Source organism: Buttiauxella sp. WJP83 (genome assembly GCF_027594725.1).
Classification (GTDB): domain Bacteria; phylum Pseudomonadota; class Gammaproteobacteria; order Enterobacterales; family Enterobacteriaceae; genus Buttiauxella; species Buttiauxella selenatireducens.
Genome location: NZ_CP110080.1, coordinates 1255700 through 1280382 on the forward strand (window position 1 = coordinate 1255700; position 24683 = coordinate 1280382).

General features: G+C 50.8%; 25 protein-coding genes. 13 read left to right on the plus strand and 12 right to left on the minus strand.

The window, feature by feature from the left end:
- Positions 1-30: 30 nt before the first annotated feature.
- The 3 genes from OH773_RS05805 to mgrA form a co-directional block, all read right to left on the minus strand.
- Positions 31-429: a YcgJ family protein gene (locus OH773_RS05805; protein ID WP_270143853.1), complete on the minus strand. Its 399-nt coding sequence runs from the start codon at positions 427-429 to the stop codon at positions 31-33.
- A 142-nt stretch (positions 430-571) separates the two neighbouring features.
- Entirely contained in the window at positions 572-928 is a 357-nt protein-coding gene (locus OH773_RS05810) for a DUF2502 domain-containing protein (RefSeq protein WP_270143854.1), read from the minus strand.
- Between the two features lie 151 nt (positions 929-1079).
- A complete protein-coding gene (gene mgrA, locus OH773_RS05815) occupies positions 1080-2069 on the minus strand; it encodes an L-glyceraldehyde 3-phosphate reductase (RefSeq protein ID WP_270143856.1) in 990 nt (329 codons plus the stop codon).
- Between the two features lie 181 nt (positions 2070-2250).
- Between mgrA and OH773_RS05820 the strand changes: the two genes are divergently transcribed.
- Positions 2251-3909, plus strand: a complete 1659-nt coding sequence (locus tag OH773_RS05820; protein ID WP_270143858.1) for an alpha-keto acid decarboxylase family protein — start codon at positions 2251-2253, stop codon at positions 3907-3909.
- Here OH773_RS05820 and OH773_RS05825 read toward each other — a convergent pair.
- On the minus strand, positions 3906-5141 hold the full coding sequence (locus OH773_RS05825; RefSeq protein WP_270143861.1) for an ion channel protein: 1236 nt from the start codon (positions 5139-5141) through the stop codon (positions 3906-3908). The two genes, OH773_RS05820 and OH773_RS05825, sit on opposite strands and share 4 nt — an antisense overlap.
- A 219-nt stretch (positions 5142-5360) precedes the next feature.
- On the opposite strand from OH773_RS05825, the gene glk reads away from it, so the two are divergent.
- Positions 5361-6326 carry a glucokinase gene (gene glk, locus OH773_RS05830; protein WP_183270115.1) on the plus strand — a complete coding sequence of 322 codons (966 nt, stop codon included), beginning with the start codon at positions 5361-5363 and terminating at the stop codon, positions 6324-6326.
- A gap of 30 nt (positions 6327-6356) precedes the next feature.
- On the opposite strand, the gene OH773_RS05835 is transcribed toward glk, so the two are convergent.
- The 3 genes from OH773_RS05835 to OH773_RS05845 all read right to left on the minus strand — a co-directional run bounded on the left by OH773_RS05835 (position 6357) and on the right by OH773_RS05845 (position 10208).
- Positions 6357-7088, minus strand: a complete 732-nt coding sequence (locus OH773_RS05835; RefSeq protein WP_183270114.1) for a LytR/AlgR family response regulator transcription factor — start codon at positions 7086-7088, stop codon at positions 6357-6359.
- Positions 7085-8791, minus strand: a complete 1707-nt coding sequence (locus OH773_RS05840; RefSeq protein ID WP_270143864.1) for a sensor histidine kinase — start codon at positions 8789-8791, stop codon at positions 7085-7087. The genes OH773_RS05835 and OH773_RS05840 overlap by 4 nt, the downstream gene beginning before the upstream one ends.
- A 175-nt stretch (positions 8792-8966) precedes the next feature.
- On the minus strand, positions 8967-10208 hold the full coding sequence (locus OH773_RS05845) for a DUF1479 domain-containing protein (RefSeq protein ID WP_270143866.1): 1242 nt from the start codon (positions 10206-10208) through the stop codon (positions 8967-8969).
- Between the two features lie 244 nt (positions 10209-10452).
- On the opposite strand from OH773_RS05845, the gene alaC reads away from it, so the two are divergent.
- Positions 10453-11691 carry an alanine transaminase gene (gene alaC / locus OH773_RS05850; RefSeq protein ID WP_270143868.1) on the plus strand — a complete coding sequence of 413 codons (1239 nt, stop codon included), beginning with the start codon at positions 10453-10455 and terminating at the stop codon, positions 11689-11691.
- A 69-nt stretch (positions 11692-11760) separates the two neighbouring features.
- Here the strand turns inward: alaC and ypdK are convergent, their stop codons facing one another.
- The 3 genes from ypdK to OH773_RS05860 all read right to left on the minus strand — a co-directional run bounded on the left by ypdK (position 11761) and on the right by OH773_RS05860 (position 13148).
- Entirely contained in the window at positions 11761-11823 is a 63-nt protein-coding gene (ypdK, locus tag OH773_RS22415) for a membrane protein YpdK (RefSeq protein ID WP_154152584.1), read from the minus strand.
- A gap of 281 nt (positions 11824-12104) precedes the next feature.
- Positions 12105-12296, minus strand: a complete 192-nt coding sequence (locus OH773_RS05855; RefSeq protein WP_270143870.1) for a hypothetical protein — start codon at positions 12294-12296, stop codon at positions 12105-12107.
- 159 nt (positions 12297-12455) lie between these two features.
- Entirely contained in the window at positions 12456-13148 is a 693-nt protein-coding gene (locus OH773_RS05860; protein ID WP_270143872.1) for a TetR/AcrR family transcriptional regulator, read from the minus strand.
- Between the two features lie 82 nt (positions 13149-13230).
- On the opposite strand from OH773_RS05860, the gene OH773_RS05865 reads away from it, so the two are divergent.
- From OH773_RS05865 to OH773_RS05875, 3 genes are all read left to right on the plus strand, one after another.
- A complete protein-coding gene (locus tag OH773_RS05865) occupies positions 13231-14730 on the plus strand; it encodes an MDR family MFS transporter (RefSeq protein ID WP_270143874.1) in 1500 nt (499 codons plus the stop codon).
- 130 nt (positions 14731-14860) lie between these two features.
- Positions 14861-15367, plus strand: a complete 507-nt coding sequence (locus OH773_RS05870) for a hypothetical protein (protein WP_270143876.1) — start codon at positions 14861-14863, stop codon at positions 15365-15367.
- 12 nt (positions 15368-15379) lie between these two features.
- Positions 15380-15826: a DUF421 domain-containing protein gene (locus tag OH773_RS05875; RefSeq protein ID WP_270143878.1), complete on the plus strand. Its 447-nt coding sequence runs from the start codon at positions 15380-15382 to the stop codon at positions 15824-15826.
- Positions 15827-15925: 99 nt separating this feature from the next.
- On the opposite strand, the gene OH773_RS05880 is transcribed toward OH773_RS05875, so the two are convergent.
- Positions 15926-16882 (minus strand): LysR family transcriptional regulator, encoded by a 957-nt coding sequence (locus tag OH773_RS05880; RefSeq protein ID WP_270143880.1) that lies wholly within the window; start codon positions 16880-16882, stop codon positions 15926-15928.
- 202 nt (positions 16883-17084) lie between these two features.
- A complete protein-coding gene (gene hpaX / locus OH773_RS05885; RefSeq protein WP_183270105.1) occupies positions 17085-18473 on the minus strand; it encodes a 4-hydroxyphenylacetate permease in 1389 nt (462 codons plus the stop codon).
- A gap of 307 nt (positions 18474-18780) precedes the next feature.
- On the opposite strand from hpaX, the gene OH773_RS05890 reads away from it, so the two are divergent.
- From OH773_RS05890 to OH773_RS05920, 7 genes are all read left to right on the plus strand, one after another.
- Complete coding sequence (locus tag OH773_RS05890; protein WP_270143883.1) at positions 18781-19254, plus strand: MarR family winged helix-turn-helix transcriptional regulator; 474 nt, start codon at positions 18781-18783, stop codon at positions 19252-19254.
- A gap of 332 nt (positions 19255-19586) precedes the next feature.
- Positions 19587-20714: an amidase gene (locus OH773_RS05895; protein WP_270145700.1), complete on the plus strand. Its 1128-nt coding sequence runs from the start codon at positions 19587-19589 to the stop codon at positions 20712-20714.
- A gap of 108 nt (positions 20715-20822) precedes the next feature.
- On the plus strand, positions 20823-21950 hold the full coding sequence (locus OH773_RS05900) for an acyl-CoA dehydrogenase family protein (RefSeq protein WP_270143885.1): 1128 nt from the start codon (positions 20823-20825) through the stop codon (positions 21948-21950).
- A 22-nt stretch (positions 21951-21972) separates the two neighbouring features.
- Positions 21973-22332 (plus strand): IacB protein, encoded by a 360-nt coding sequence (locus tag OH773_RS05905; protein ID WP_270143887.1) that lies wholly within the window; start codon positions 21973-21975, stop codon positions 22330-22332.
- 8 nt (positions 22333-22340) lie between these two features.
- On the plus strand, positions 22341-22856 hold the full coding sequence (locus OH773_RS05910; protein ID WP_270143889.1) for a nuclear transport factor 2 family protein: 516 nt from the start codon (positions 22341-22343) through the stop codon (positions 22854-22856).
- A 28-nt stretch (positions 22857-22884) separates the two neighbouring features.
- Complete coding sequence (locus OH773_RS05915; RefSeq protein ID WP_270143891.1) at positions 22885-24195, plus strand: aromatic ring-hydroxylating oxygenase subunit alpha; 1311 nt, start codon at positions 22885-22887, stop codon at positions 24193-24195.
- Positions 24196-24678, plus strand: a complete 483-nt coding sequence (locus tag OH773_RS05920; protein WP_270143893.1) for an aromatic-ring-hydroxylating dioxygenase subunit beta — start codon at positions 24196-24198, stop codon at positions 24676-24678. It abuts the gene before it with no gap.
- The last annotated feature ends 5 nt before the right edge of the window (positions 24679-24683 follow it).

The window sequence follows — 24683 nt, forward strand, 5'->3', positions numbered from 1 at the left end:
CCTTACGAAACATATAAGGGGAGGCTGGTTCTAAGACTTGCTATCTTCGCTTGTTTTTACTGAAGGGGTCTCACCAAACAATAACTGGGTATATTTACTGGAAATCTTCCCAGAACGCTTCCCGTCCGCGCCGTAGTACCTGTCTTCACGACATAACCGTTCCTTCACATCGCAGAAGATCCCGTTTGAAAAAGTAAACTCGGTCAGCACGACGTCTTTGGTGGTAAATAATTTATTATTTGCCGCAGTCTTACCCAGATACTTACCCGTGAGTGCTTGAGAGATACCTTTGTCATCGGCACAGACATACTTGTCGCATAACACCCCTGTTGCCGGGTTCTTGATTGAGCTGCGTTGATTCGCATGAGCGGACAGGGAGCCTGCAGTCAGTGCGATTGCCAGGGGGGCCAGGAGAAGGAGTTTTTTCATTGGATAACTTACCTTATGGGGAAATGACTTTGCTATCTGGGGATGTTTGGAAGCTGCAACGCCTGGCGTTACAGCTCCCTGCAAAGCTTAACTGATTAGTCTCAGAGCTTCAGCTCCAGGAAGAGACTCTTCAGTCGGGTCATTAATGACGATGACCACCGCCATGTCCATGTCCGCGACCATGGTCGCCACGCCCACGATGATCATCCCGATCGTTCCAGCCTGCGCGGTAGCCCTTCTCAAAGCTGCTACGGCCACGGTCTTTATACCAGCCACGATGATAGCCGTTGTCATGACGGTGCCAGCGGTTTTCGCGCCATTCATAGTGATTACGCCAGTAATCGCGATCACGCCAACCGCCACCATCCCAGTAATTACCGCGATAATCCTGATCGCCTATTTGAAGCTTAACAGACGGCAGCAGGGTGATTTCGCCCGCATTCGCCACTAACGGCACACAGACCAGTAATGCAACTGCAAGAATCAGTGACCTGAACATACTCTCTCCTGATACACGATAACCGCCAGGCGGCTTGTTAATGCAATAGTAAGTTGCGGTAACTAAGTGTTTCATCGCCACAACTCCTAAATCGCTTAAGAGAGCACTTTTTGCTAAAAATGGACAAGTTTTAACACATCAGTGTTAGCGGTTACATGAGTATCTCTTCGATTTCAGCCAGCTCTGCTGTAGTGAAATGACGACTCGCTAACATGCCGACGGCATCATCAATTTGGCCTGTCTTGCTAGCGCCTATCAATACTGACGTCACCTTATCATCACGCAGTACCCACGCCAGTGCCATCTGGGAAAGCTTCTGACCACGACGTAACGCTATCGCATTCAATTTACGCACTTTTTCCAGTTTATCGGCGGTGAGTTGGTCAGCATTCAGGAACTTGCTGCCGCTGGCGGCCCTTGAATCTGCTGGGATCCCATCCAGATAGCGATCGGTCAACTGTCCACCCGCCAGCGGCGAAAACGCAATGCTGCCGACCCCTTTCTCTTGCAGAACATCCAGCAAACTGGCTTCCACCCAACGTTCGAACATCGAATAACGAGGCTGGTGGATAAGACACGGTGTACCAAGATCGTTCAAAATTTCAATGGCTTGAGCCGCAAGCTCTGCCGGATAGTTTGAAATGCCGACATACAGGGCTTTACCCTGGCGTACCACGGTATCCAGCGCCCGCATGGTCTCTTCCAGCGGCGTTTCAGGATCTGGGCGGTGATGATAGAAGATATCGACATACTCAAGCCCCATGCGTTTCAGGCTCTGGTCAAGGCTTGAAATCAGATACTTACGTGAGCCCCAATCGCCATAAGGGCCATCCCACATGGTGTATCCGGCTTTCGATGAGATAATCAGCTCATCACGGTATGGAAGGAAATCTTCACGCAGGATGCGACCAAAGTTTGTTTCAGCCGATCCTGGCGGTGGGCCGTAGTTATTCGCGAGGTCAAAATGGGTGATCCCCGCATCAAAAGCACGGTGTAGCAGTTGGCGGCTGTTATCCAGCAGCGTGGTATCACCAAAGTTGTGCCACAAGCCCAGTGAAATAGCAGGGAGTTTGAGTCCGCTGCGCCCACAGCGGCGATATTCCATTGATTCATAACGCGCAGAACTTGCCTGGTAAACCATTAGCTTCCCCTGTAAGTAGAAAATACCCAATTAGTGTATACGTTTTCACAGTGCTACGGTCTATCAGACTACACCTCAGTTAAGTGTAAATACCTCTTTCCACTGCCTTATTATCGTGGTTACTCGACAGCGATCACATATACCCAATACTCACTGTAAGCCCTCTGAGAAGGAACGCGTCATGACTTACCGTGTAGCGGACTATATTCTGGACCGATTCACTGAAGCTGGGATCAACCATCTATTTGGTGTCCCGGGTGACTACAACTTACAGTTTCTGGATAGTGTGATTGAAAACCCGACGCTTGCCTGGGTTGGGTGCGCCAACGAACTGAACGCGGCTTATGCCGCCGACGGTTATGCGCGTTGTAACGGTGCGGCAGCCCTGCTAACGACATTTGGTGTTGGCGAGTTAAGCGCGATTAACGGTGTAGCCGGAAGTTATGCCGAATACCTCCCGGTCATCCACATCGTAGGAGCTCCCTGCCTTGGGGCGCAGCGGCGTGGTGAGCTGCTCCACCACACTCTCGGCGATGGGGATTTCGGTCATTTTGCAAGAATGGCGCAGGAGGTGACCGTCGCTCAGGCTTCGCTCACTGCAGAAAATGCCTGTTATGAAATCGACCGTGTTTTACAGCAGGCGCTGACTCAACGTCGCCCAGGCTATCTACTTCTCCCCAGTGATGTCTCTCAGGTTCCTGCGACTCGCCCGACCCAGCCTCTTTTCGCTACACAATCAAGCTGTGATCCCGCATTAATGGCCGAATTCCGTGCATGTGTTCAGGAGCGTCTGGCGGAGAGCCGCAGCGTTGCGTTATTGGCTGATTTCCTGGCGCTGCGTTTTGGGCAACAAAAAAAGCTGCAACAATGGATGGATGACACGCCGATGCCTCATGCCACATTGTTGATGGGGAAAGGCTTATTCGATGAAGGGCAGTTGGGATTTGTCGGGACCTATAGCGCCTCCGCCAGCGATGAAAAGGTGATTCAGGCCATTGAAAAGGCCGAGCTTGTCATCTGCGTTGGTGTCAAATTCACCGACACGCTCACTGCCGGATTTACACAACATTTCACCGTACAACAGACTATCGACATCCAGCCCAATGCCACGCGTATTGGCGATCGTTGGTTTAGCGGAATTGCGATGGCGCAAGCGGTTGAGGTGCTGCATCAGTTGTGTAAGCTCCAGGTTTCCGGTTGGTCTGTCCCTCAACAAAAGCCACCGGCTCTGCCTGCTGCGACTAACGGAATACTCGACCAGCACGCTTTCTGGCAGTGTATGCAAAACTTCCTGCAAGCCGGGGACATCGTGCTTGCCGACCAGGGAACCGCCGCATTTGGTGCCGCCACGCTGACCTTACCCGCAGGCGTGACGTTTATCGCTCAGCCGCTCTGGGGCTCGATTGGTTTTACACTTCCTGCGGCATTTGGCGCGCAGACGGCCTGCCCGAACCGGCGGCTGGTATTACTGGTGGGAGATGGTTCGGCGCAACTCACCATTCAGGAAATGGGTTCAATGATGCGGGACCAACAACGCCCCATTATCTTCTTGCTCAATAACGACGGTTACACCGTGGAGCGGGCGATTCATGGCGCGGAGCAGCGATATAACGACATTGCGCCGTGGAACTGGACGCAAATACCCCAGGCGATGAACGTTAAAAATCCAGCGCTTTGTTGGCGGGTGACAGAAACGGAGCAACTGGAAGAGGTGATGCAGAAGGTGGCAAAAGCAGAACGACTGTCACTTGTGGAAGTCGTCCTGCCGAAACAGGACATCCCTGAGTTGTTGCAGGCTATCACGACATCGCTGGCGAAACGCAATGCCGCGAAGGACTAAACTTTCGGCTTATCGGCCATCATCACCGGTTTACCGGCCAGCATTAACCAGGCCGGGAGCATAACGATACACAGCAGCGGAAGCAGTTTGATATCTGGCACCACCGCCATGGCCATAAACAGGCTGAGCCAGCCATCACGCGTAACAACCAATACCAGGCCAAGGATGGCACAAGACAGCGTTATCGCGGCTGGAACCGCTTCGACATGCTGATGGAGCATCATGCCCAGCGCGACACCGACGAACACTACGGGGAAAATCCGCCCACCGCGGAAGCCAGCGGCCGAAGCAATCACCAGCGCGGCCAGTTTTACCACCGCAATCATCAGCAACGTCGCTACGGAATAATTCTGAGCAGCGCCGAGTTGACGCATTTCATCCAGCCCTTTGAACAACGTCACTTCACCGCCAATCAGCCCTAATACACCCAACAAAAAACCACCCGTGCCAAGAATCAATACCGGATGTTTAAGCTGGTGGAACATGCGATGTGCACGCGGCATGCACCAGACGGCGACCATACCTAATGCAATGGCGATAGTGGCCACCACAGCCCCACTAAAAACATCCACCAGGCGGAATTCCGAATATTCCAGCGCAGGTAGAGAGAAATCAGGTTGGAAGAATAAATCGGTAGTCATCGCTCCGGCTGCTGCTGCCATCAGCGGCGCGAAAAGTCGATCCCACAAAGGGACCTCGTTGCTGCCATTCAGCATTTGCGAAAATACCAATGCAGCCGCGACCGGCGTACCAAATAACGCACCGATGGTTCCTGCTGCGGCGAGAATCGTCCAGTCGAGTGCGGCAACTTTAGGTAATAAGCGCGCGCCAATCGCCACCGCCAGTGCAATATTCACCGACATAATAGGATGTTCCGGACCAAGGCTTACCCCACCGGCAAGACCGAGCACCAGAGCAATAATCAATCCTGGTAGCACCATCACGGGGATGGGTGAACCAATCAAGGGTTCAGTCGCCGGATCGGGGCCTGCATGGCCAGGCATATAGCGAATCACCAGGCCAACCGCGATACCGGTGAAAGTCAGCATCAATAGAATCCACATCGGGGAATTCATATTGAGGTCGAAATGTGCGGGAAGGGTGACCCATAAATATTTCTGCAAGACCGCGGCGATTTTCATCACCACAATCAATACCAGACTGGAACAAACCCCAATGACTAACGCAGGGATAGAAAGAACCAACATGGTTCTGGCTCGCGGATGGAGCATAAATTTTCCTTACTCGAATTTTTTAAGCGCAAATCGTCGTGGCAAACAGTCTGCCTGAAGAGTTTTAAGCGTCTGTGCAAAAAGGGCTGAAACGCTCAAGCTAATCTGTGACGAAGATCGATAATCCCAAGGCACTTCTCATCTGGTCGTTGTTGTTTAGGCTAGCTAATTTTACAGTGATGCCAGATCTTATTTTGACTTTAGCGGAGCAGTGAAAGAATGACAAAATATGCTTTGGTGGGAGATGTGGGCGGCACCAATGCGCGTCTGGCACTGTGCAACGTTGAAAATGGTGACATCACCCAGGCGAAAACCTATTCAGGCCTTGATTTCCCAAGCCTGGAAGCGGTCGTGGTGCATTATCTCAAAGAGCACAATGTCGCCGTGACGGATGGTTGTATCGCCATTGCCTGCCCAATTACCGGTGATTGGGTCGCGATGACCAACCATACCTGGGCTTTCTCTACTGCCGAGATGAAAAAGAACCTTGGCTTTGAGCATCTGGAAATTATCAACGACTTTACTGCCGTTTCAATGGCGATTCCGTCTCTCAAAGAAGAGCAACTGATTAAGTTCGGCGGCGGTGAGCCAGTAGAAGGCAAACCGGTTGCGGTTTACGGTGCAGGCACCGGACTTGGGGTCGCGCACCTCGTTCATGTTGATAAACGTTGGGTGAGTCTGCCGGGCGAAGGCGGCCACGTCGATTTTGCGCCAAACAGCGAAGAAGAGGGGATTATCCTCGAAGAGCTGCGCACTGAAATCGGCCACGTCTCCGCAGAACGCGTGCTCTCAGGCCCAGGTTTAGTGAATTTATATCGCGCGATTGTTAAATCAGACGGGCGTGAGCCAGAAAACTATAAGCCGAAAGACATCACCGAAAAGGCCGTGGAAGACAGTTGCACCGACTGCCGTCGTGCGTTGTCACTGTTCTGCGTCATCCTTGGGCGTTTTGGTGGCAACCTCGCGTTGACCCTCGGGACGTTTGGCGGCGTGTACATCGCGGGCGGTATCGTGCCACGCTTCCTTGAGTTCTTTAAAGCTTCCGGCTTCCGCGGTGGCTTTGAAGATAAAGGGCGCTTTAAAGAGTACGTGCACAATATTCCGGTGTACCTGATTGTTCACGACCAACCCGGTTTGCTTGGGGCGGGTGCGCATTTGCGCCAAACGCTGGGGCAGGTTCTGTAATCCAGACGGGCGCAAATTCTTGCGCCCGTTTTACAACCGCATTAACTGACGAAACTCTTTCACTTTGCTCCGACTTACTGGCACCTGAAAATCCAAATCCCGCAGACGCAAAATATAGGTATTGTTAAACCACGGCTCAATCTCGCGGATTTTGCTGAGGTTCACGCAATACGAGCGATGGCAGCGGAAGAAATGGCTTTCAGGCAGGCGGTTACAAAACTCAGTGATATTCATCGACATCACATACGCTTCACGCCGGGTATAGACAAACGTCATTTTCTCGTGGGCTTCAGCGTAGTAAATATCGTTAATATCCGTAACGATAATGCGCTCATCTTTCACCAGATTAATCGTCAGCGCTTCACGGCTCGAGGTGTTTCCTGACGCGGGCGCGTTTTGTTGCTGGTAAGCGGCTTCCAGTTTTTGCAGCATCCCAATAATGCGTGACTCTTGATAAGGCTTCAGAATGTAGTCGAACGCTTCCAGCTCAAAGGCTTCTACTGCGTGTTCTTTCCAGGCCGTGATAAACACAATAAACGGCTTATGGGCAAACTTACTGATATTTTGCGCCAGCAAAACACCGTCTAATGAGGGAATGTTGATGTCCAAAAATATGGCGTCAACTTCATGATGCTGAAGATATTTCAGTACATCCATGCCGTCATCAAAGATACCGACAACGTCCATCTGGCTATATTCTTTAATCAGCCAGTTCAGTTCCTGCTGCGCCAGTACTTCATCTTCTACGATGAGAACTTTCATGCGTTTCCTCCTTGTTGCGACAATAACGGTGGAACGGCAGTGGCGGCGTGCGGCACGTAAAACGCAATCTCAGTACCCGGCTCAAGACGACGGATAATCAACCCTTCGCCATAGAGTAATTTTACGCGGTGGTGCACATTCAGCAGGCCAATTTTATTGCCGGGCATTTCGTTGGCTTCCACGCGTTCAATAACCTGCGGATCAATACCGTTGCCGGTGTCCCGCACTGCAATACGCACGCGATTGCCGCTCTCTTCAACGCTAATCGTGACAACACCTTTGCCTTTACACGGTTGTATGCCGTGGACAATCGCATTCTCCACCAGTGGCTGAATGAGCAGGCTGGGGATCAGGCAATTCACCTCTTCATCAATGTTATAAATTACCGTGAGTTTGTCGCCAAAACGCGCCTGCTCAATGGTGATGTAATCTTTAATCTGATACAGCTCTTTCCTGATATCGATCTGCTCATCGTCTTTTAATTCAATGTTATAGCGCAGATAACGCGACAAGTTATAAATCAGCTGGCGCGCGGTATCGGGATTCATACGAATAGAAGAAGAAATAGCATTCAGCGCATTGAACAGAAAATGGGGGTTAATCTTGCTTTGTAGCGCGCGTAATTCGGCCTTATTAGCCATCTCGCGCAGCTGTTCTGCACGTGAAACTTCCAACTGCGTCGAGATAATTTGCGAAAGTCCGACTGCCATTTCCTGCAACGTTGAGGTGATCTGGTGCGCGTGACGGTAATAGATTTTCAGCGTGCCGGTGACAACCCCTTTTTCCCACAGTGGAATAATAATGAGGGAGTGAATTTCCGGGGTGCGGTAGGCTTCATCATTATTCCTGATGATTATCTTACCTTCACGTAGTGAAAGTTGGGTCCTGGGGCTAATACCCACATCATTCTGCTTATAGTTATTTTCCCCAACACCCACATAAGCCAGCACTTTGTCGATATCGGTAATCGCTACGGCATCGGCGTTAATATCATTGCGAATAATATCGCAAACCTGGCGCAGTGATTCGCTGTTCACGTTACGGAACAGAGGCAGTGTTTTATTGGCGATATCCAGCGCCAGCTTGGCCTGGCGCGCAGCGCTGGCTTCTTTTTCACCTTCGACACTTTGCACCAGCAGCACAATAAAGCCGATGGAGACGGTGCCGATAATCATTGGAATACCAATCTTTGAAACGATGTCGATTCCTAAAGACACTGACGGAGCCCACAGCACCACCAGAATCATGGTCATCGTTTCGCACAACATCCCGGCAATAATTCCCACGCGCCAATGCTGCTCTTTCGGGATTTTGCGATTAATCCAACCGGCAATACACCCGGCGATAATACTGGTAATGAGGCAGGGAATAGCGGTAATACCGCCTATATCAATAAGATAACGGTGCAGCCCGGCAATAATCCCGGTAATGATACCCACCCAGGGGCCAAATAAGATCCCGCCCGCCATCACGGCGATAATTCGCACATTGACCAGCGAGCCTTCAACATGCACGCCAGACCAGGTGCTGAACAAAGCAAACATTGAGAAAATAGCGGTGACCGCTAATAACTCTTTGGGCGTGTGGGCATTTTTATGCAGCAGTTCGCGGAACAGACGGATGCGAATTAAAAAGAACAGGCAAATAAGCATCAGCGCCGCCCGGTCAAATACCGCCAGCAGCATGTCAAAAATTTCGTGCACGGGTGACTCGAGTGACAAAGAATGGAAGGGCAATGATAAGGAAATTACTCAGCGGTTACCAGAAATGGACACTTTTGCATGAAACGCCCTCATCCCAGCCTTCTCCCCCAGGAGAAGGAGAAACTGAAACTAACAATCCCCTCTCCCTGGGGAGAGGGTTAGGGTGAGGGGAAAACTACTTCCCGCCCAGTTGTTCACGCCCTGCTGGGGTTAAATCAACCGGTGTCGCGCGTCCGTCAAAATCAACTTCAAAATCATCGGCAGCAAAATCAGGCGGTGATTTCCCTTCAACAAATGATGACCACTGGCGGTCGAGGTACGCGGCATTTTTCTCACACCACGGTGCGGCGGCGATATACATCACGTTGCTATCGAACTCACCCTGATGCTCATTTTCAACGGCATGAATCACATCGCAGTGCCAGAAAACGGTATCGCCAGCTTCCATATTTGGAATTGAGGAAATCCCAGTAAGTAAAAGGGGATGCCACTGTTCGTTAATAGAAAGTGCACGCCCAGGTTTTGCTTCACACAACGACTCTTCCGGCACATCGTCTTGTAATGCTCGCAGCAAAATGTAAGCCATCGCATTCGCAACAGGCAGCAATGTCAGCGTACCGCCGTGCTTACGTTGCGGGCTAAGCGCCGTCCAGCCCTGGAAAGTACGGAACATAGAACAAACTGCCGGAGACGGGAATTCTCGTACTTCTGTACGACCTTCTGCGGCGAATGGGTTGTACTTTTGCCATTCGCCAGAGAACACATGACGGTAAACATGACGGAAATTCTCATCCAGCCAGCGTTCAACTGAACCGCCATCCACATGCGGAGACAGGCCCAAAGAGTTAGAGCGAGGCGGACGACGACGGGTGCGGTCGGCATAACTCACCACGCGATCCGGGTCGAAATGCTGCTTACCGTTGCTTTCGGTTTCCCATAAATTATTCAGGAAAACTTGTACCGCTTTCATGCGTGCATGTTGGCGGGCTTCGACCTGCGGTTTCGACCAGTAAATGCCATAGATTTGCGGCTTGCTAGCAGCAAGTGTGCCGAAATAGTTGTCTTCTGCCGCATTTTTCAATTTCTCGACGAAGTTATTTCGCTCCAGATAATTCCCGACTTCTTCATTCCAGGCTTGAGCCTGAGCCTGTGGGAAAACGCCTTTGACGGTGCAGCAACCACGCTGGCGAATCAGAGCCTTTTGTTGCTCGCTAACGCGATTATTGACGATATCGTCAGCGTTAATCTGTGGCACAGGATTTTCACCGCGATCCATTTCAGCGCGAATTTCTGCAATCTGGCGCTTCATGTCGCCTTCGAGTTGTTCAAAAGCGGCTTTGTAGCCAGGCAACTCGTGGCGAAGTTTTTGTTTTATCTCACGGATAGCACGCGGTACATCATCAATGTGTAGGGTCATGGTATTACTCCACGTCATCGGGAATCAAAGTTATTGGTTTGTTGCGACATGGTTAATGTAATTCAGTTTAATCAAACAAAATAGGGATAAGCTTCAAATGAAGCTTCCTCTTTTGTGGGGAGTTAAAAATATTTCTCTTTCCCTCTCGACAGATGATTTTTATTCAGGCTATTTTCTAAGCAAGCCACATCACGTGGCAGCGTCGCTCGGACGGTCCGGGCGCTAACGTTAATCTGAGGAATTTATGGCTGACTCCAGTCCAAAACGTCGTTTTTCGCGTATCGATCGTCTCCCGCCGTATGTGTTTAATATCACCGCTGAACTGAAAATGGCGGCCCGTCGCCGTGGCGAAGATATTATCGATTTCAGTATGGGCAATCCCGATGGCCCGACTCCGCCGCATATCGTCGAAAAACTCTGCACGGTTGCGCAGCGCGAAGACACGCATGGTTACTCCACCTCCCGAGGCATTCCGCGCTTACGTCGCGCAATTTCCCGCTGGTACAAAGATCGCTACGACGTTGAAATCGATCCCGAAAGCGAAGCGATTGTCACCATTGGCTCGAAAGAAGGACTGGCGCACTTGATGCTGGCAACCCTCGACCACGGCGACACGGTGCTGGTGCCAAACCCAAGTTACCCAATTCATATTTACGGTGCGGTTATCGCCGGGGCGCAAGTGCGCTCAGTGCCGCTGGTGGAAGGCGTTGATTTCTTTGCCGAGCTGGAACGAGCGATTCGTGAAAGCTATCCGAAACCGAAAATGATGATCCTCGGCTTCCCGTCGAACCCCACCGCGCAGTGCGTGGAACTGGAGTTTTTCGAAAGAGTGGTGGCGCTGGCAAAACAGTACGACGTGCTGGTGGTGCATGATCTGGCGTATGCCGACATCGTTTATGACGGCTGGAAAGCCCCGTCAATTATGGAAGTGCCCGGCGCGCGTGATGTCGCTGTTGAATTCTTCACCCTGTCGAAAAGCTACAATATGGCAGGCTGGCGCATTGGTTTTATGGTAGGCAACAAAGAGCTGGTGAATGCGCTGGCACGAATCAAAAGCTACCACGACTACGGCACATTTACGCCGCTGCAAGTCGCAGCGATTGCGGCACTCGAAGGTGACCAGCAATGTGTGCGTGATATTGCTGAGCAGTACAAACGTCGCCGTGATGTGCTAGTAAAAGGCTTGCACGAAGCGGGTTGGATGGTGGAATGCCCGAAAGCGTCGATGTATGTGTGGGCGAAAATTCCGGAAAAATATGCAGCAATGGGATCGCTGGAGTTTGCTAAAAAACTGCTTCTTGACGCGAAAGTGTGTGTCTCGCCGGGCGTGGGTTTTGGTGACTACGGTGATACGCATGTGCGCTTTGCATTAATTGAAAACCGTGACCGCATCCGCCAGGCCGTGCGCGGCATTAAAGCGATGTTTCGTGCCGACGGTCTGCTACCGACCTCTCAGAAATCCTCATCCGATATCATCGAATAAAACGAAAACAGGAGCCAATGGGCTCCTGTTTCTTTTGTCTGTTTGCTGCCTGAAGTATGACGGGAAGGGTTATTCGACCATCATCACAAATGTACCGACCCAAACCAACAAAATGAACGACAACCCCATCATGAAATATTTCACGTTACCTTGCTCCGCGTGTTCTGTTGCCAAACCCTCGGTTCGACGGCGCTAATGTACTCCCCCTGCAAGGCGGAATACAAGGGGCGTAAAACGCCAGGGACAATCATTTTTTAAACTTTACAATTCACGGGGCGGAAAAATAATAAACCGTTTGAATTATAAGGTATTTTTTACGGAGTGAAGAGTCTGTGGCGCAGATGAAAATACGTTGTTGCGAGGCGAATTTTTTGTGAAAAAAACAGGCCCAAATGAGCCTGTTAGCATGGAGATTATTTAGTTGCGTTGGTAGCGTTTTCCATCGCTTGCTTCATCGCGGCGTTATTGATTGAGTTCTGGCGATTCTGCTCGGCCAGATAACACGTATCCTTGCTGATTCCTTGTGCCTGACAATCTGCCTGGCGCTGCGCTGAAGTACTGCAGCCAGCCAATGTTCCAACCATCCCCATTACCATCATTAACATTATTTTTTTCATTGCTGTTTAACCCAAAATGTTGAAGAAAACGCCGAAACGAAACGCCGTTTCTGACGCTGGCATAATCTACCATCTTCAGTATGGGTAAATTAGGAAAATGCTTAATCATTGATGCGATCAATGTATTTAATTTCAGACAAAATGTTTCTAAACGCCTGGAGTATGACCAACGCCAGATTTCAACAGTGCTGCAATATGGCGAGAAAGCTTCTCCGTGTTGAGGCGGGTTTCACCATTACGAATATCCTGCTGCAGACGGGCAACGGGTAAAAGCGTTAAGCCAAACAGCGAAATAAACAATAATTCCGCTTCGAGATCGGGATTTAAACGGCCTTCCTCCTGCCATTTCCGGATCCACACCAGCGCAGAATCCCGCTCTTGCGAGCCAAAGCGGGCATCAATGCGTTGCTTTAACAGCCCGGTTTCGCTCAGTACTTCCCGAATCCACAGTGGTGCAAACCACGGATGCAGCATTGAAACATCAATAAACTTTTGCGTCAGAGCCGTGAGGGCGCTGACAGGGTCGTCAGGATACTCCCCGAACGCGCCACCCATTGATTGACGCACTGGCATATAACGCTCATCAATCAACACATCCAGCAGTTGTTCGCGGGTTTTAAAATAGTAATGCAGCATCGCAGGTGTGACGCCAGCTTCAGCGGCAATGGCGCTAAGTGGCGTCTGAGCAATCCCAAAATTTGAAAACAATTTTAATGCGGTATCGAGCAGGAGGTCGCGCTTGTCGACACTCTTGCTGGTTCCGGCAGGACGCCCGGGGCGACGTTTTTGGCCGCCAGCGGCGAGTTTTTCGGAATGTTCACTGCCATTTTCAGGTGACATTTTGTGCGAGCTCCATTGACCAGGTGAATCCATTGCACATATATTAATTACCCAGTTAATTAATTACAAGGTGACCGATACGATGACAGTCGCAGAAACACCACAAACAGAAACGCAGCCGCAGGCGACCTCCGTTCGTTTGCTGTTCTGTGCGTTGATGTTGGTCATGCTGCTTGCTGCACTCGACCAGACGATCGTCTCCACCGCCTTGCCAACCATTGTCAGTGAACTGGGTGGGCTGGAAAAACTCTCCTGGGTGGTCACCGCATATTTACTTTCTTCCACCATCGTGGTGCCGCTGTACGGTAAATTTGGCGATTTACTGGGGCGGAAAATCGTGCTGCAAACGGCGATTGTGCTGTTTCTGCTCGGCTCAGCGTTATGCGGTGTGGCGCAGAATATGACCCAGTTGATACTGATGCGAGCCTTGCAAGGATTAGGCGGCGGCGGCCTGATGGTGGTCACGATGGCAGCCGTGGGGGATGTTATCCCGCCTGCGGATCGCGGAAAATATCAGGGGCTGTTTGGCGGTGTGTTTGGACTTGCCACTGTGATTGGGCCGCTGATTGGTGGTTTCCTGGTCGAGCATTTTTCGTGGCGCTGGATTTTCTACATCAATTTGCCGCTCGGTGTTTTTGCGTTGCTGGTCATTGGTGCGGTGTTAAAACCGCAAACGGCGCGTATTCGCCACCAAATCGACTTTCTCGGCGCGGGTTATCTCGCCGCTTCACTGACCTGCTTAATTCTGTTTACCAGCCAGGGCGGCACCGTGATGGCGTGGTCCGACCCACAGCTGTGGTGCATTTTTGCCTTCTTTGTAGTGACGCTCGGGGGCTTTATCTATGAAGAGCGGCGCGCCTTTGAGCCGATCATTCCCCTGGGTTTGTTCCGTGACCGTACGTTCTTATTGAGTTGCCTGATTGGTTTTATTATCGGTATGTCGCTGTTTGGTTCGATGACGTTCTTGCCGCTTTATTTGCAGGTAGTGAAATCATCAACGCCGACGCAAGCGGGGATTCAGCTGTTGCCGCTGATGGGCGGGCTGATGCTAACGTCGATTATCAGTGGCCGCATCATCAGCAAAATAGGGCGCTATCGTATTTTCCCGATTATCGGCACGCTGCTGACCTTCATCGCCATGTTGCTGCTCGGTACGCTGAAAATCGACTCACCTATTCACACCTTGTATTTGTACATCGCGCTATTGGGTTTTGGCCTTGGGATGGTGATGCAAGTGTTGGTACTGGCAGTACAAAACAGCGTTGATCAAAAAATGATTGGCGTTGCGACTTCCAGCACCACGCTGTTCCGCCAGATTGGCGGTTCGATTGGTGTGGCGGCATTCGGTGCAATCTTTACCAACGTGTTGCAAAACAAACTGATCGAACTGATCCCACCGGGCACTCAGTTGCCTCGCCAACTGGGGGCAAAAGCGGTTCATGAGCTTCCCGCCGCGCTGCAAAATGATTATCTGCAGGCCTTTGGCTCGGCACTACATTCTGTGTATCTCATTTCCGCAGGGGTGGTGGTTTTCGCGTTCCTGCTGTCGCTACTGATGAAAGACATACCGCTGCGTAAATAATCCCTCCCGGCTTGCTGAGTGAACCCTGCCCGTGTGGTGGCAGGGGTTGCCACCGTTGACTAGACTTCAAAACAGCGATTTCGAGCATCGCTGTTGCTGAGGCAACACTCTCCTCACTGGCCGAATGAAAATGAAAACAACGTCCGCCAATAAATCGTCACCTGTGGTTGAAAAACCGTTCTGGCTGAATTTTGAGTTTCAGCTCAGGCGCGTGGGTTTTAGCGTGTTACTGCTTATCGTCGCGGCGGCTCTGGCAGGGCTCTTTTCACACGGTTATCTCAGCGAGGCTACTCGCTCAAATGACGATCGTTCACTCACCCTCCATTATGAAAAATTTAACCGCCTGATGAGCGACACTGACATGAAAATCACTGCGGTCATCCCTGCGGGAAAACGTAACCGAATAGTGCTTGGCGGCGATTTTATGGAAGGGTTTCGCCTTGATACGCTGCAACCGCAGCCGGATAAAATGTACAGCCAGAATGGGGATATGATTCTGGAATACCCACAGCCCGCGACAGGAAATACGCAAACTTTATGGCTAAGCCTGACGCCGATGAAATTCGGGGTGATTAAAAACGCCATTGCCATTGATAACGGTGCGCCAGTGACTTTCCAACAATATATTTATCCCTAAGGTGACCTGAACATGGACATGGTATTAAGGGCGTTGGCCATTTACCTGATATTGATGGTGGTGTTCAAGATTGCGGGTCGGCGTACGCTATTGCAGATGACATCTTTTGATTTGATTTTGCTATTAATTATTAGTGAAGCCACGCAACAAGCGCTTTTAGGCAATGATTTCTCCCTCACGGGTGCCATGCTGACCATCGTCACGCTGATCGTGGTGGACATGCTGTTTGGTTTACTCAAAAAATATTTCCCTTCTGCAGATGACTTTCTCGATAACACACCGGTCATTCTGGTGGAAAATGGCTACCTTTTTCAGGACAAAATGAAAAAAGTTGATATTTCCTGTGATGACATTTTACTGACCGCCCGTGTTGATCATGGCATTACTCGGCTTGCGGAAATTAAATTCGCCATTCTTGAGCGCAACGGGCATATTTCGATTATTCCAGAGTCAAAATAGCAGGTTAACGGGTTGCGCATTAATGCACGGTTGAGTGTTGAAGTGGTGAGAGTAATATCACCACCTTATTTTGTATTTCTGGCGTTCCTGCTCTTATTGTTATGAGTGAATGTTTTCTTCTCTCATTTTTAAAGTGAAGTGTTCTTCTATTTTTGTGATGATTTTTACGAAGTTCTCATTTCCCATCGAACTTTTGTTGTAATTAATATAAAAATCAACAGGCGCAATATTGAAATCGTTCTGAAGTATTTTTAGCCCCATTGCATCAGCAAAGTTTTCAGCAAACCACTTAGGCACAAAACTTACACTGTTTGTTTTCGCTGAGACGGCGGAGTTTACAAATACAGAACTGCTGCTGAATGTGAAATTGCGCGACTGGAAATGTTCGTCAATATCTCGCTGTACTCTTTTTAACCCTTCAGTGTTTACATTCAGAAAGGTTGCAGACGCATTTTTGATGCTTTCACGAGATAATAATGTCTCGATATTGGGATGATCTTTCCGACACACTGGCACCACATTTTCCTGCATGCAAAGTCTGGAAATGACGGAAGAACTATAATAAGGGTGAGTATCCAGCACGACATCTGCTTTACGATAGGCCAGTATATCTTCACCATTATTGAGCAACGAGTCGGCAGAGAGGTGGACTAACTCACAAGGAATACCGCTTTTCTGAATATCCGCACAAAGATCGGGCAACATGCGTAATGCAAGATAGGGAGACGCATAAATCATCACTTTATGTGTCGTTGTATTCGCTGAGAAATTAATAATAGAGTCGAGCAGGTTGCCAAAATTCACGCTTATCTGAGAGTGGAGTTTAATTGCAACGGTGGTGGGTTCTATTTTTTGCCCTGTTCGTACAAATAATGGATCGGAAAAGTGCAGGCGTAATTTGTTTAATGATTGGCTTATTGCAGAACCGCTTAAGTTTAATGTTTCCGCCGCTTTTTTTACACTGCAATGAATGAATGCAGCTTCAAATATTAATAATAAATTAAAATCGAAAGAGTGGAATCGTTCGAGGTTTGATAGTTTCTTTTCATTAGTCATGATTTAAATATTCCCTGAGTAAAAAGTAAGCGAAGTGAAACCATTCACGACTATTCGTTAAAATGACAAATAATGTAATTTATGAGTATAGTTTATTTTTATATATTATGTGTGTTGTTTTTTCAGAATGTCTTTTTGGGTATAAATAGAATTTAAATCATGACTGAGCCAGGCTTATTAAAACCTGACTCAGTCGGCGTATTTACACGCTTCTGGATTGCGCCGCTTTTTTCATTGGAATCAATGAAATTACGATAGCACCTAAAACAAGGAACCCGGCAACCATATAGATGCCAGCATTGAAATTACCCGTCACATCTTTCATCCAGCCCATTAAAAGCGGCCCAAGTGCGGCTCCGGTCATACCGGTTGCGTTAATCACCGCAATTCCAAGAGCGCGAGCTTGCAGTGAAATGGACTGGTCTGGCGTAGTCCAGAAAATCACCATCGCGGCAAACGCACCCGCCGAGGCCATCACAATACCGGTAAACTGGAGCATCGGGTTGGTGCTTGAGGCGGTTAATATCCAGCCTGCGGCGGCAAACAGGTACGGCAACAGAGTATGAATTTTGCGCTCATTAAATCGGTCAGAACGCTTACTCCACCAAATCATCCCGACAATAGTACAAATTTGCGGAATCGCGCTGAGCAAACCGATGGTGATGTTATTACTTTCCTGATTAAAACTACGCAGAATAAGCGGCGTCCAGACACTCAATGCGCTTAAGGTATTCGTCAGGCAGAAATAAGCCAGCGTATAAAGCATGATTACCGGGGTAAATAATTCCCGCAGCATGCTTCGTTGTGGCGTTAAACCGACATTAGCGCTCTGTTGAGTCTTGATAATATTCAGCCGATCGGCTTCCAGCATTTCGTTCAAACAGGCTTTGTCGTCGTCAGTGAGCCATTTGGCTTTAGACGGTGAATCATCCAGCCAGAACCACACCACCAGGCCCAATATCACCGACGGGAACCCTTCCAGCAGGAACAACCATTGCCAGCCTTTCAGGTTGAGTAAACCGTCCATATTCAGAATATAACCGGAAGCGAGCGAACCCAGCGCCATCGTGACCGGCATGGCAATCATAAACAGGGCATTGGCACGGGCACGATACTGAGCAGGGAACCAGAAGGTTAAATAAAGTAATAAACCCGGTAAGAACCCAGCTTCAGCAATCCCGACCAGCATTCGCAAGACATAAAGACTGCCGGGGCCGGTGGCAAACATGGTCGCAGTAGACGCAATCCCCCAGACCACCATCAACACGGCAATCCAGCGGCGCGCGCCGACAATACTCAGCATGATGTTACTTGGCACGCCGCAGATAACATACATCACGTAAAACAGCGTGGTCGCCAGGCCAAACATGGTGCTGGTCAGGCCCAGATCTTTGCCCATCGTCAAACCGGCAAAGCCAATGTTAATGCGGTCCAGATACGAAAAAACAAACAGCACAAATAAGAAAATGATCAACCGGCGAAATAGTTTTTTAATCACCGCTTGTTGCCGGGGATCCAGCGGTATTTCGGTTGGCGATGTTGGGGCCAGTACTTCAGAGCGAGCCTGTTCCAGAGAAGGACTTTCGTTCATGTAGAGCTCCACATTGTCATTGTGTTTATAAGTGTTTATCAGCTCCGTGTTTTCAAGGATCGAGCGCTCCCCATCCCAGTCAACGCAAACACGTGCGCTAACGTATAGGAAAGAGGGGGATTGTCTGTCAATGGGGTGCTTAATAAATGATACGAAAATGTTAACAACGTGGCATTTATGAATCATAAAGTGTGCGGTAATCGCCCGAAACCCTGGATTGCACAGCGGCTTTGCCCGGTGAGCTGTGTTTAGCCAGGGTTTAGCAGGTATAATCGCTAACTCTAAGACTTTCTCGGTAAGGAACTTGATGAGTAATCTAAATAAAACACCGGATGATCAACCTGCGGACACCGTTTTTCACCGTGAAGAGTTCCCGTTTTACTGGATAGTCAATGTCTACGCCCGCTATACCCAAATCATGGAAGTGACGCTGAAAAAGGTGCAGCTGGACGTTTCTGGCTTTCGGGTTTTGATGGTCACCCAGCAATACGGCAAGGCCAGCATTTCGCAAATCTCTGAACACGCGATGGTAAAAATGCCCACCGTAACCAAAATTGTGGGCCGCCTGCGCGAAGAGGGATTAGTGACCACCGCCAGCAGCGAACAAGATGCGCGGGTAACCGAAGTGATGCTGACCACCGTTGGACAAGAAAAAGTGGAAGAAGCTTATCGTCTGGCAGGCAAAGTTTTTGAGAAAGGGTTTAAGGGTATGAGCGCCGCTCAGGTCGAAAAAATGAACCTGTCTCTGGGAAAAGTTCTGGCTAACCTCAACGAGCTCTGATGCAAAAACCACAGAATGACAAAATTGTGACCGCCTTAAAAATTCAATTCAACCTGCTGTAAAATAAGATTTTTTATCCACTCGTCGTCCTGAATCCTCATGACGACTTTTTTGTCTGCCAGCCATTTTTCTCTTATTAATTCATCAGCATAACCCAATAGCCATTGTATTTTTATGGTTATGTTAATGTTATTTTTTTGTAAAAATAACGTGAAATATTACTTGAATTTTCATCTAAATATTCCATGATTGACTAATCTTCACTCAGAACAAAAAAGCGGCAATGACTGCTTGCGTAATGTGATACACATTCTCTGATTAAGGTGTTAATGATGAAGTCTATTTGTGAGAGCAATGGTTACGTTGAGCAGTTTGTCCTCGGTGAGGGGGAGCTCCGCTTTGCGGTAAAAGATACGCTGGATATTGCCGGTTACCGCACTCGTGCCGGGTGTCCGGCGCTCGCGGCAGCCCCGATTGCCAGGCATCATGCCAGCGTTGTTGAGACATTACTCGACAAGCGCTGCGTGCTGACCGGTAAAACCACGCTGCACGAATTGGCATTCGGTGTCACGGGTATTAACGCCTGGAGTGGAACACCGGTGAATCCGCACTTCCCGCAGCTTATTCCTGGCGGCTCATCAAGCGGTTCCGCCGCTGTGGTTGCCTCGGGTGAAGTCGATTTTTCGCTGGGAACCGATACCGGTGGTTCGGTCCGTATGCCCGCTGCCTGCTGCGGGGTTCTCGGATTTAAACCCGGTTATGGCGTTATCAGCCGCAAAGGGGTTTTGCCCGAACACAGCTCGCTGGATTGCGTCGGCATATTTGCCCGTGATGCGGAGGTTTTGCGCCAGGTTGCCCATCATCTTTCAATCCCAGTAAGCCTGCCGTTAACCGCGTTGCCTGAAGTGGCGTTTGTTGCGGCGGCAATACCAGAAATTGATGCGCTAATTCTTAAGCACCTTGAGCAACGGGGCCTTCGCCCGCGCCATTCCACACTTTCGATGCTTGCTGATGCACACCGCGCTGGGCTTACGATTATCAGCCACGAAAACTGGCAGGCGTTTCATCCATTGCTGAGCAGTGATGAGGTTTCGCCAGATGTGGCAAGCCGAATTCGGGCGGGCAAAGATGTGGAGCCTGCTGCACTTGCTGACGCCGAACGTGTACGCAGCGAGTTCACCGCTCAGGTTGATGCGCTACTTGAACAGTCCCCATTACTGGCGCTGGCGACGTTGCCAGAACTCCCGCCAACGCTTGAAGAAGCGGATGATCCTCTCAGCGTCGTAAACCTGACGCGCCTGGTTCGGCCTTTCAATCTCAGTGGGCATCCGGCGTTGACGCTGCCAATAGGTGAGATTCGTGGCCGTCCGGTTGCGTTGCAACTGGTTGCGGCCAAAGGGGGCGAAGGCTTGTTAATTCAGGCCGCGCAGTGGTTCGAACAGCAGCGACGACGCCACTAAACACAGCCTTTTCGTTCGTTTTTACCTTTAACTAACGACTCAATGAGCATGGCTCATTGCGGCTTCGTGCACCCTTTTGCCAGTGAAAACATTATTCGGGAGTGAGCCATGTCTGTCATCAACGTTCGTGAAGAGCTTGTTCCGCTACTGAGTGAAGTCACCACTCGTAGCGCCGATTTTGAGCATCAGCGCCATATTTCTGAAGACATTATTGCCCGCTTTAAACAGGTCGGCGTGTATCGCGCGCTGGTCCCGAAAATTTACGGCGGGGATGAATGTTCTCCGGCGCAGTTTTGCGAACTCATTGAGCAGATTGCCACGGCAGACGGTTCGGCGGGGTGGGTGGCAAGTTTTGGCATGAGCCCGTTCTACCTCGGCGCGTTACCGCTGGACACATTGAAAGAGCTGTACCGCAACGGGCCTGATGTGGTGTTTGCTGGCGGTATTTACCCAACGCACAAAGCGATGCTGGCCGATGGGGGCTATCGCGTCAGTGGGCGCTGGAGTTTTGCCAGCGGCAGCATGGGGGCATCGGTCTTTGGCGTGGGTATCCAGCCTGATGAGGAAAAATCTCTGCCGCGTATGGCGGTGCTGCCACGGGAATACGTGCAGATCGATCCCGTGTGGAACACCGTTGGGCTGGCCGGAACCGGCAGTCACGATCTGCTGGTCAACGATGCGTATGTCCCGCAGGAGTGGACCTTTATTCGCGGTGGCGCGCTGAATCTGGAAGGCGCGTTGTATCGCTATCCGGTGCTTTCCCTCGCGACTCAAGTGTTGTCAGTGGTCGCGCTGGGCGTGGCACGGGCGGCGCTCAATGAAATCTATCAAATCGCGCATCGCCAGCAGTCGGTCACAGGGGCACCTAAGCTCGCCGAAAGGCCGCAGGCGCAGATGCAAATTGCCCGTTGCGAAGCCGATCTGCGCTCTGCACGCGCCTGGTTCTACGAGGCGATTGACGACGTCTGGCAAAGCTTGTTGGCGGGCGATGCGGCAAATCAGGAGCAGATTAACGCTCTGCGCCTGTCTTCTACTCACGTCACCCGCGTGGCCGCAGAAGTGGCACGCCAGGCGCTGGCGCTTAACGGCATGGGAGGCGTCACGATGACCAGCCCATTACAGCGTTATGTCCGCGACACCATGGTGATTACACAACACGCCTTTATGGGCGACCTCTCTTATCTCAACGCCGGTACGGTCTTTTTTGGTGGCAAACCGTTACCGGGTTACCTGTGATTTTTTTCAAAAGGAGCAACAGATGAGCCAGACAAACAAATTACGCGTGCTGTTTTGCATCGGGATTAATCAGAACTTTTTTGATGCAAGCCCGGTTGAAGCCAAACAAGTGTGGGGCGCTTTTGGCGTGATGATGAAAGGGGTTGAAGAAACGCCTGGGATCCGGGTTATCGGCAATATGGATGACGACCAGTTGATGGTTGGCGCGTCGACCACCGCGCCATGGACCACTTACATCCTGGCCGATGCCGATGCGCTGGAAAACGTCGCGGCGGTGTGCAACTTGTTCCGCACCACGCCTGTGGGCGATAGCGGCAGCAAATTGTGGAAGTACTGCAAAATCGAAGCGCGTGTTGGGCGTGAACTGATTATCCAGGGCTAATGGAGTCAATGATGAATTCACAGGACGCGCTGCGTTTGCAGCAACTCGAAGACCAGCAGGCCGCACGCGTTTGCATCAGCAACTACATGTGGCTATGCGACAGGCTCGATAGTGCCGAGACGGTTCAGGCTATCGGCGATCTCTTTACCGCTGATGCGTGCTGGGAAGGGGTAGGCGAGCCTTACGCCGCGCGACTGGGAAAACATCAGGGGCGGGAGGCCATTGTGGCCATGATGGCGGCGTATGTGCGAACCCCTGCGCATTTTGCCATGAACGCCCATTTTCTTTGCTCTGAAGCACTCAGCCAGCAACCCGATGGCCCGCTGATTGGCCGCTGGCTGATGTTGCAAACCTCCGAGTTTACTGCCGGAGGCGCACATCTTAACGCGGCGGAACTTAACGTGGAATTTCAACGCGAAGCAGGCGGTATACGGATCCACCACTTTACGACGCGCAACCTGTTCAGCCGGCCGGTCAAACACTGGCATGCCGCAGACGAACTTCCGGTGCCGGATAAAAAATAGACAGCCGAATACGTGCAGGAGATTGGATATGCAATGTGACCACATTATTAATATCAAAAACATCGATACCGATGCACCGACGGTGCCGAGCCGCGCGGAAATTGCGGCCTTAGTTCAACACGACAGGGTGCACACCTCTTTGTATAACTCCGACGAGCTCTTCCAGCTCGAGTTGGATCGTATTTTCACTAAAACCTGGGTTTGGGTGGCACATGCCAGCGAAATCCCGGAAACCGGTAGCTTTAAAACCACAGAAATTGGCACCCAGCCGGTCATTGTGGTGCGCGATCGTAAAGGCACGGTGCACACGTTATTGAACCGTTGCCGCCACCGCGCCGCCACGGTTTGCGAGCACCGCAGCGGTAAAACCAACAGTTTCGTGTGCCCGTACCACGGTTGGGGATATGCGCTGGACGGCAGTTTGCGTGGCGTACCTCATCCAGAAAGCTATGCCGACCAACTGGAAAAGGGCGAGTTAGGACTGGTGTCACTGCGTACAGAACAGTATGCCGGAATGATTTTTGCCACCTTCAATGACCAGATTGAACCGCTGGAAGACTTCCTTGGCCCAGCGAAAAAGTGGATGGATCTGTTTATGAAGCAAGGCGCGGGCTTCCCGATTAAAACCGGGCCTGCACACCGTTTCCGCTTCCCTGGCAACTGGAAAATCCAGCTCGAAAACACCACGGATGGCTATCACTTCCCGGTGGTGCATCGCTCGTTCCTCAGCTCTGTCGATAAGCAGACTGAAGAGATGCTCAATTTCGTTGATGGCAGCGGCTATGTCGAAGATTTGGGTAATGGCCACAGTGTGATGGTGATGATCCCAGAACTTGTGGATCTCGATGCCAATCTTGATGCTCCAATCCCTGAGCGTTTTATCGAACTGGCCGACGCGCTGCGTCAGGATCACGACGAAGAACAAGTACGCCGCATCGTACGCGCCGTTGGCGGCTCCGGTTTCAACCTGAATATCTTCCCGAACATCGCCTGTTCGATGGCCTTTTTCCGCGTCCTGCAGCCGATTTCTGTCAAAGAAACTGAAATTCATCACGCGGTCATCATGATGGACGGCGGCCCGGAAATTGCCAACCAGGCAAGATTGCGTCTGCATGAACACTTCCAGGGACCGATGGGCTTTGGCACGCCGGACGACTCCGAAGCCTGGGAGCGTGTGCAGCGCGGTGCAACATCGGGCAATGAACTGTGGATCATGCTCAACCGCGGGCTGGCGGGGGAATACCGTACCGATGATGGTTTACGCAGCGATGTCAGTGCCGAAACCGGCATGCGTGCGGCTTACCAGATGTGGAAAAAACTGATGACGGAGGCGGAATAAATGACAACGCCAGATTCTGTACTGTTTAAAGCTATCTCTCTGATTAACCTCGAAGGTGATCTCCTCGACCAGGGTGAATTTAATGCCTGGCTGGAGTTATGGCAGCGCGACGGACTGTATGTGGTGCCGATCGACCCTCAGGAAACCGATTTCAAAAATACCCTGAATTACGCCTGTGACGACCATGAGATGCGCGCCCGTCGTGTGAAACGCCTGTACAGCGGCGAGTCGATCTCCACCACGCCACGCGCCAGAACGCTGCGCACGCTCTCGCGTTTTCGTCTGCTGGAATCGCAGGATGATGTGGTTGTAGTGCGCGGGGCGCAATCACTGTGGGAACACCGTAAAGGTCACAGCCGCCACTATGCGGCCGACATCACCTGGCACCTGCAACCGCAGGGCGACACCTGGCTTATCAAACAAAAAGTGATCCGTTTGATCAACAGTGACGATGTCCTGCACAGCATCGGCTACATCCTCTAAGGAGC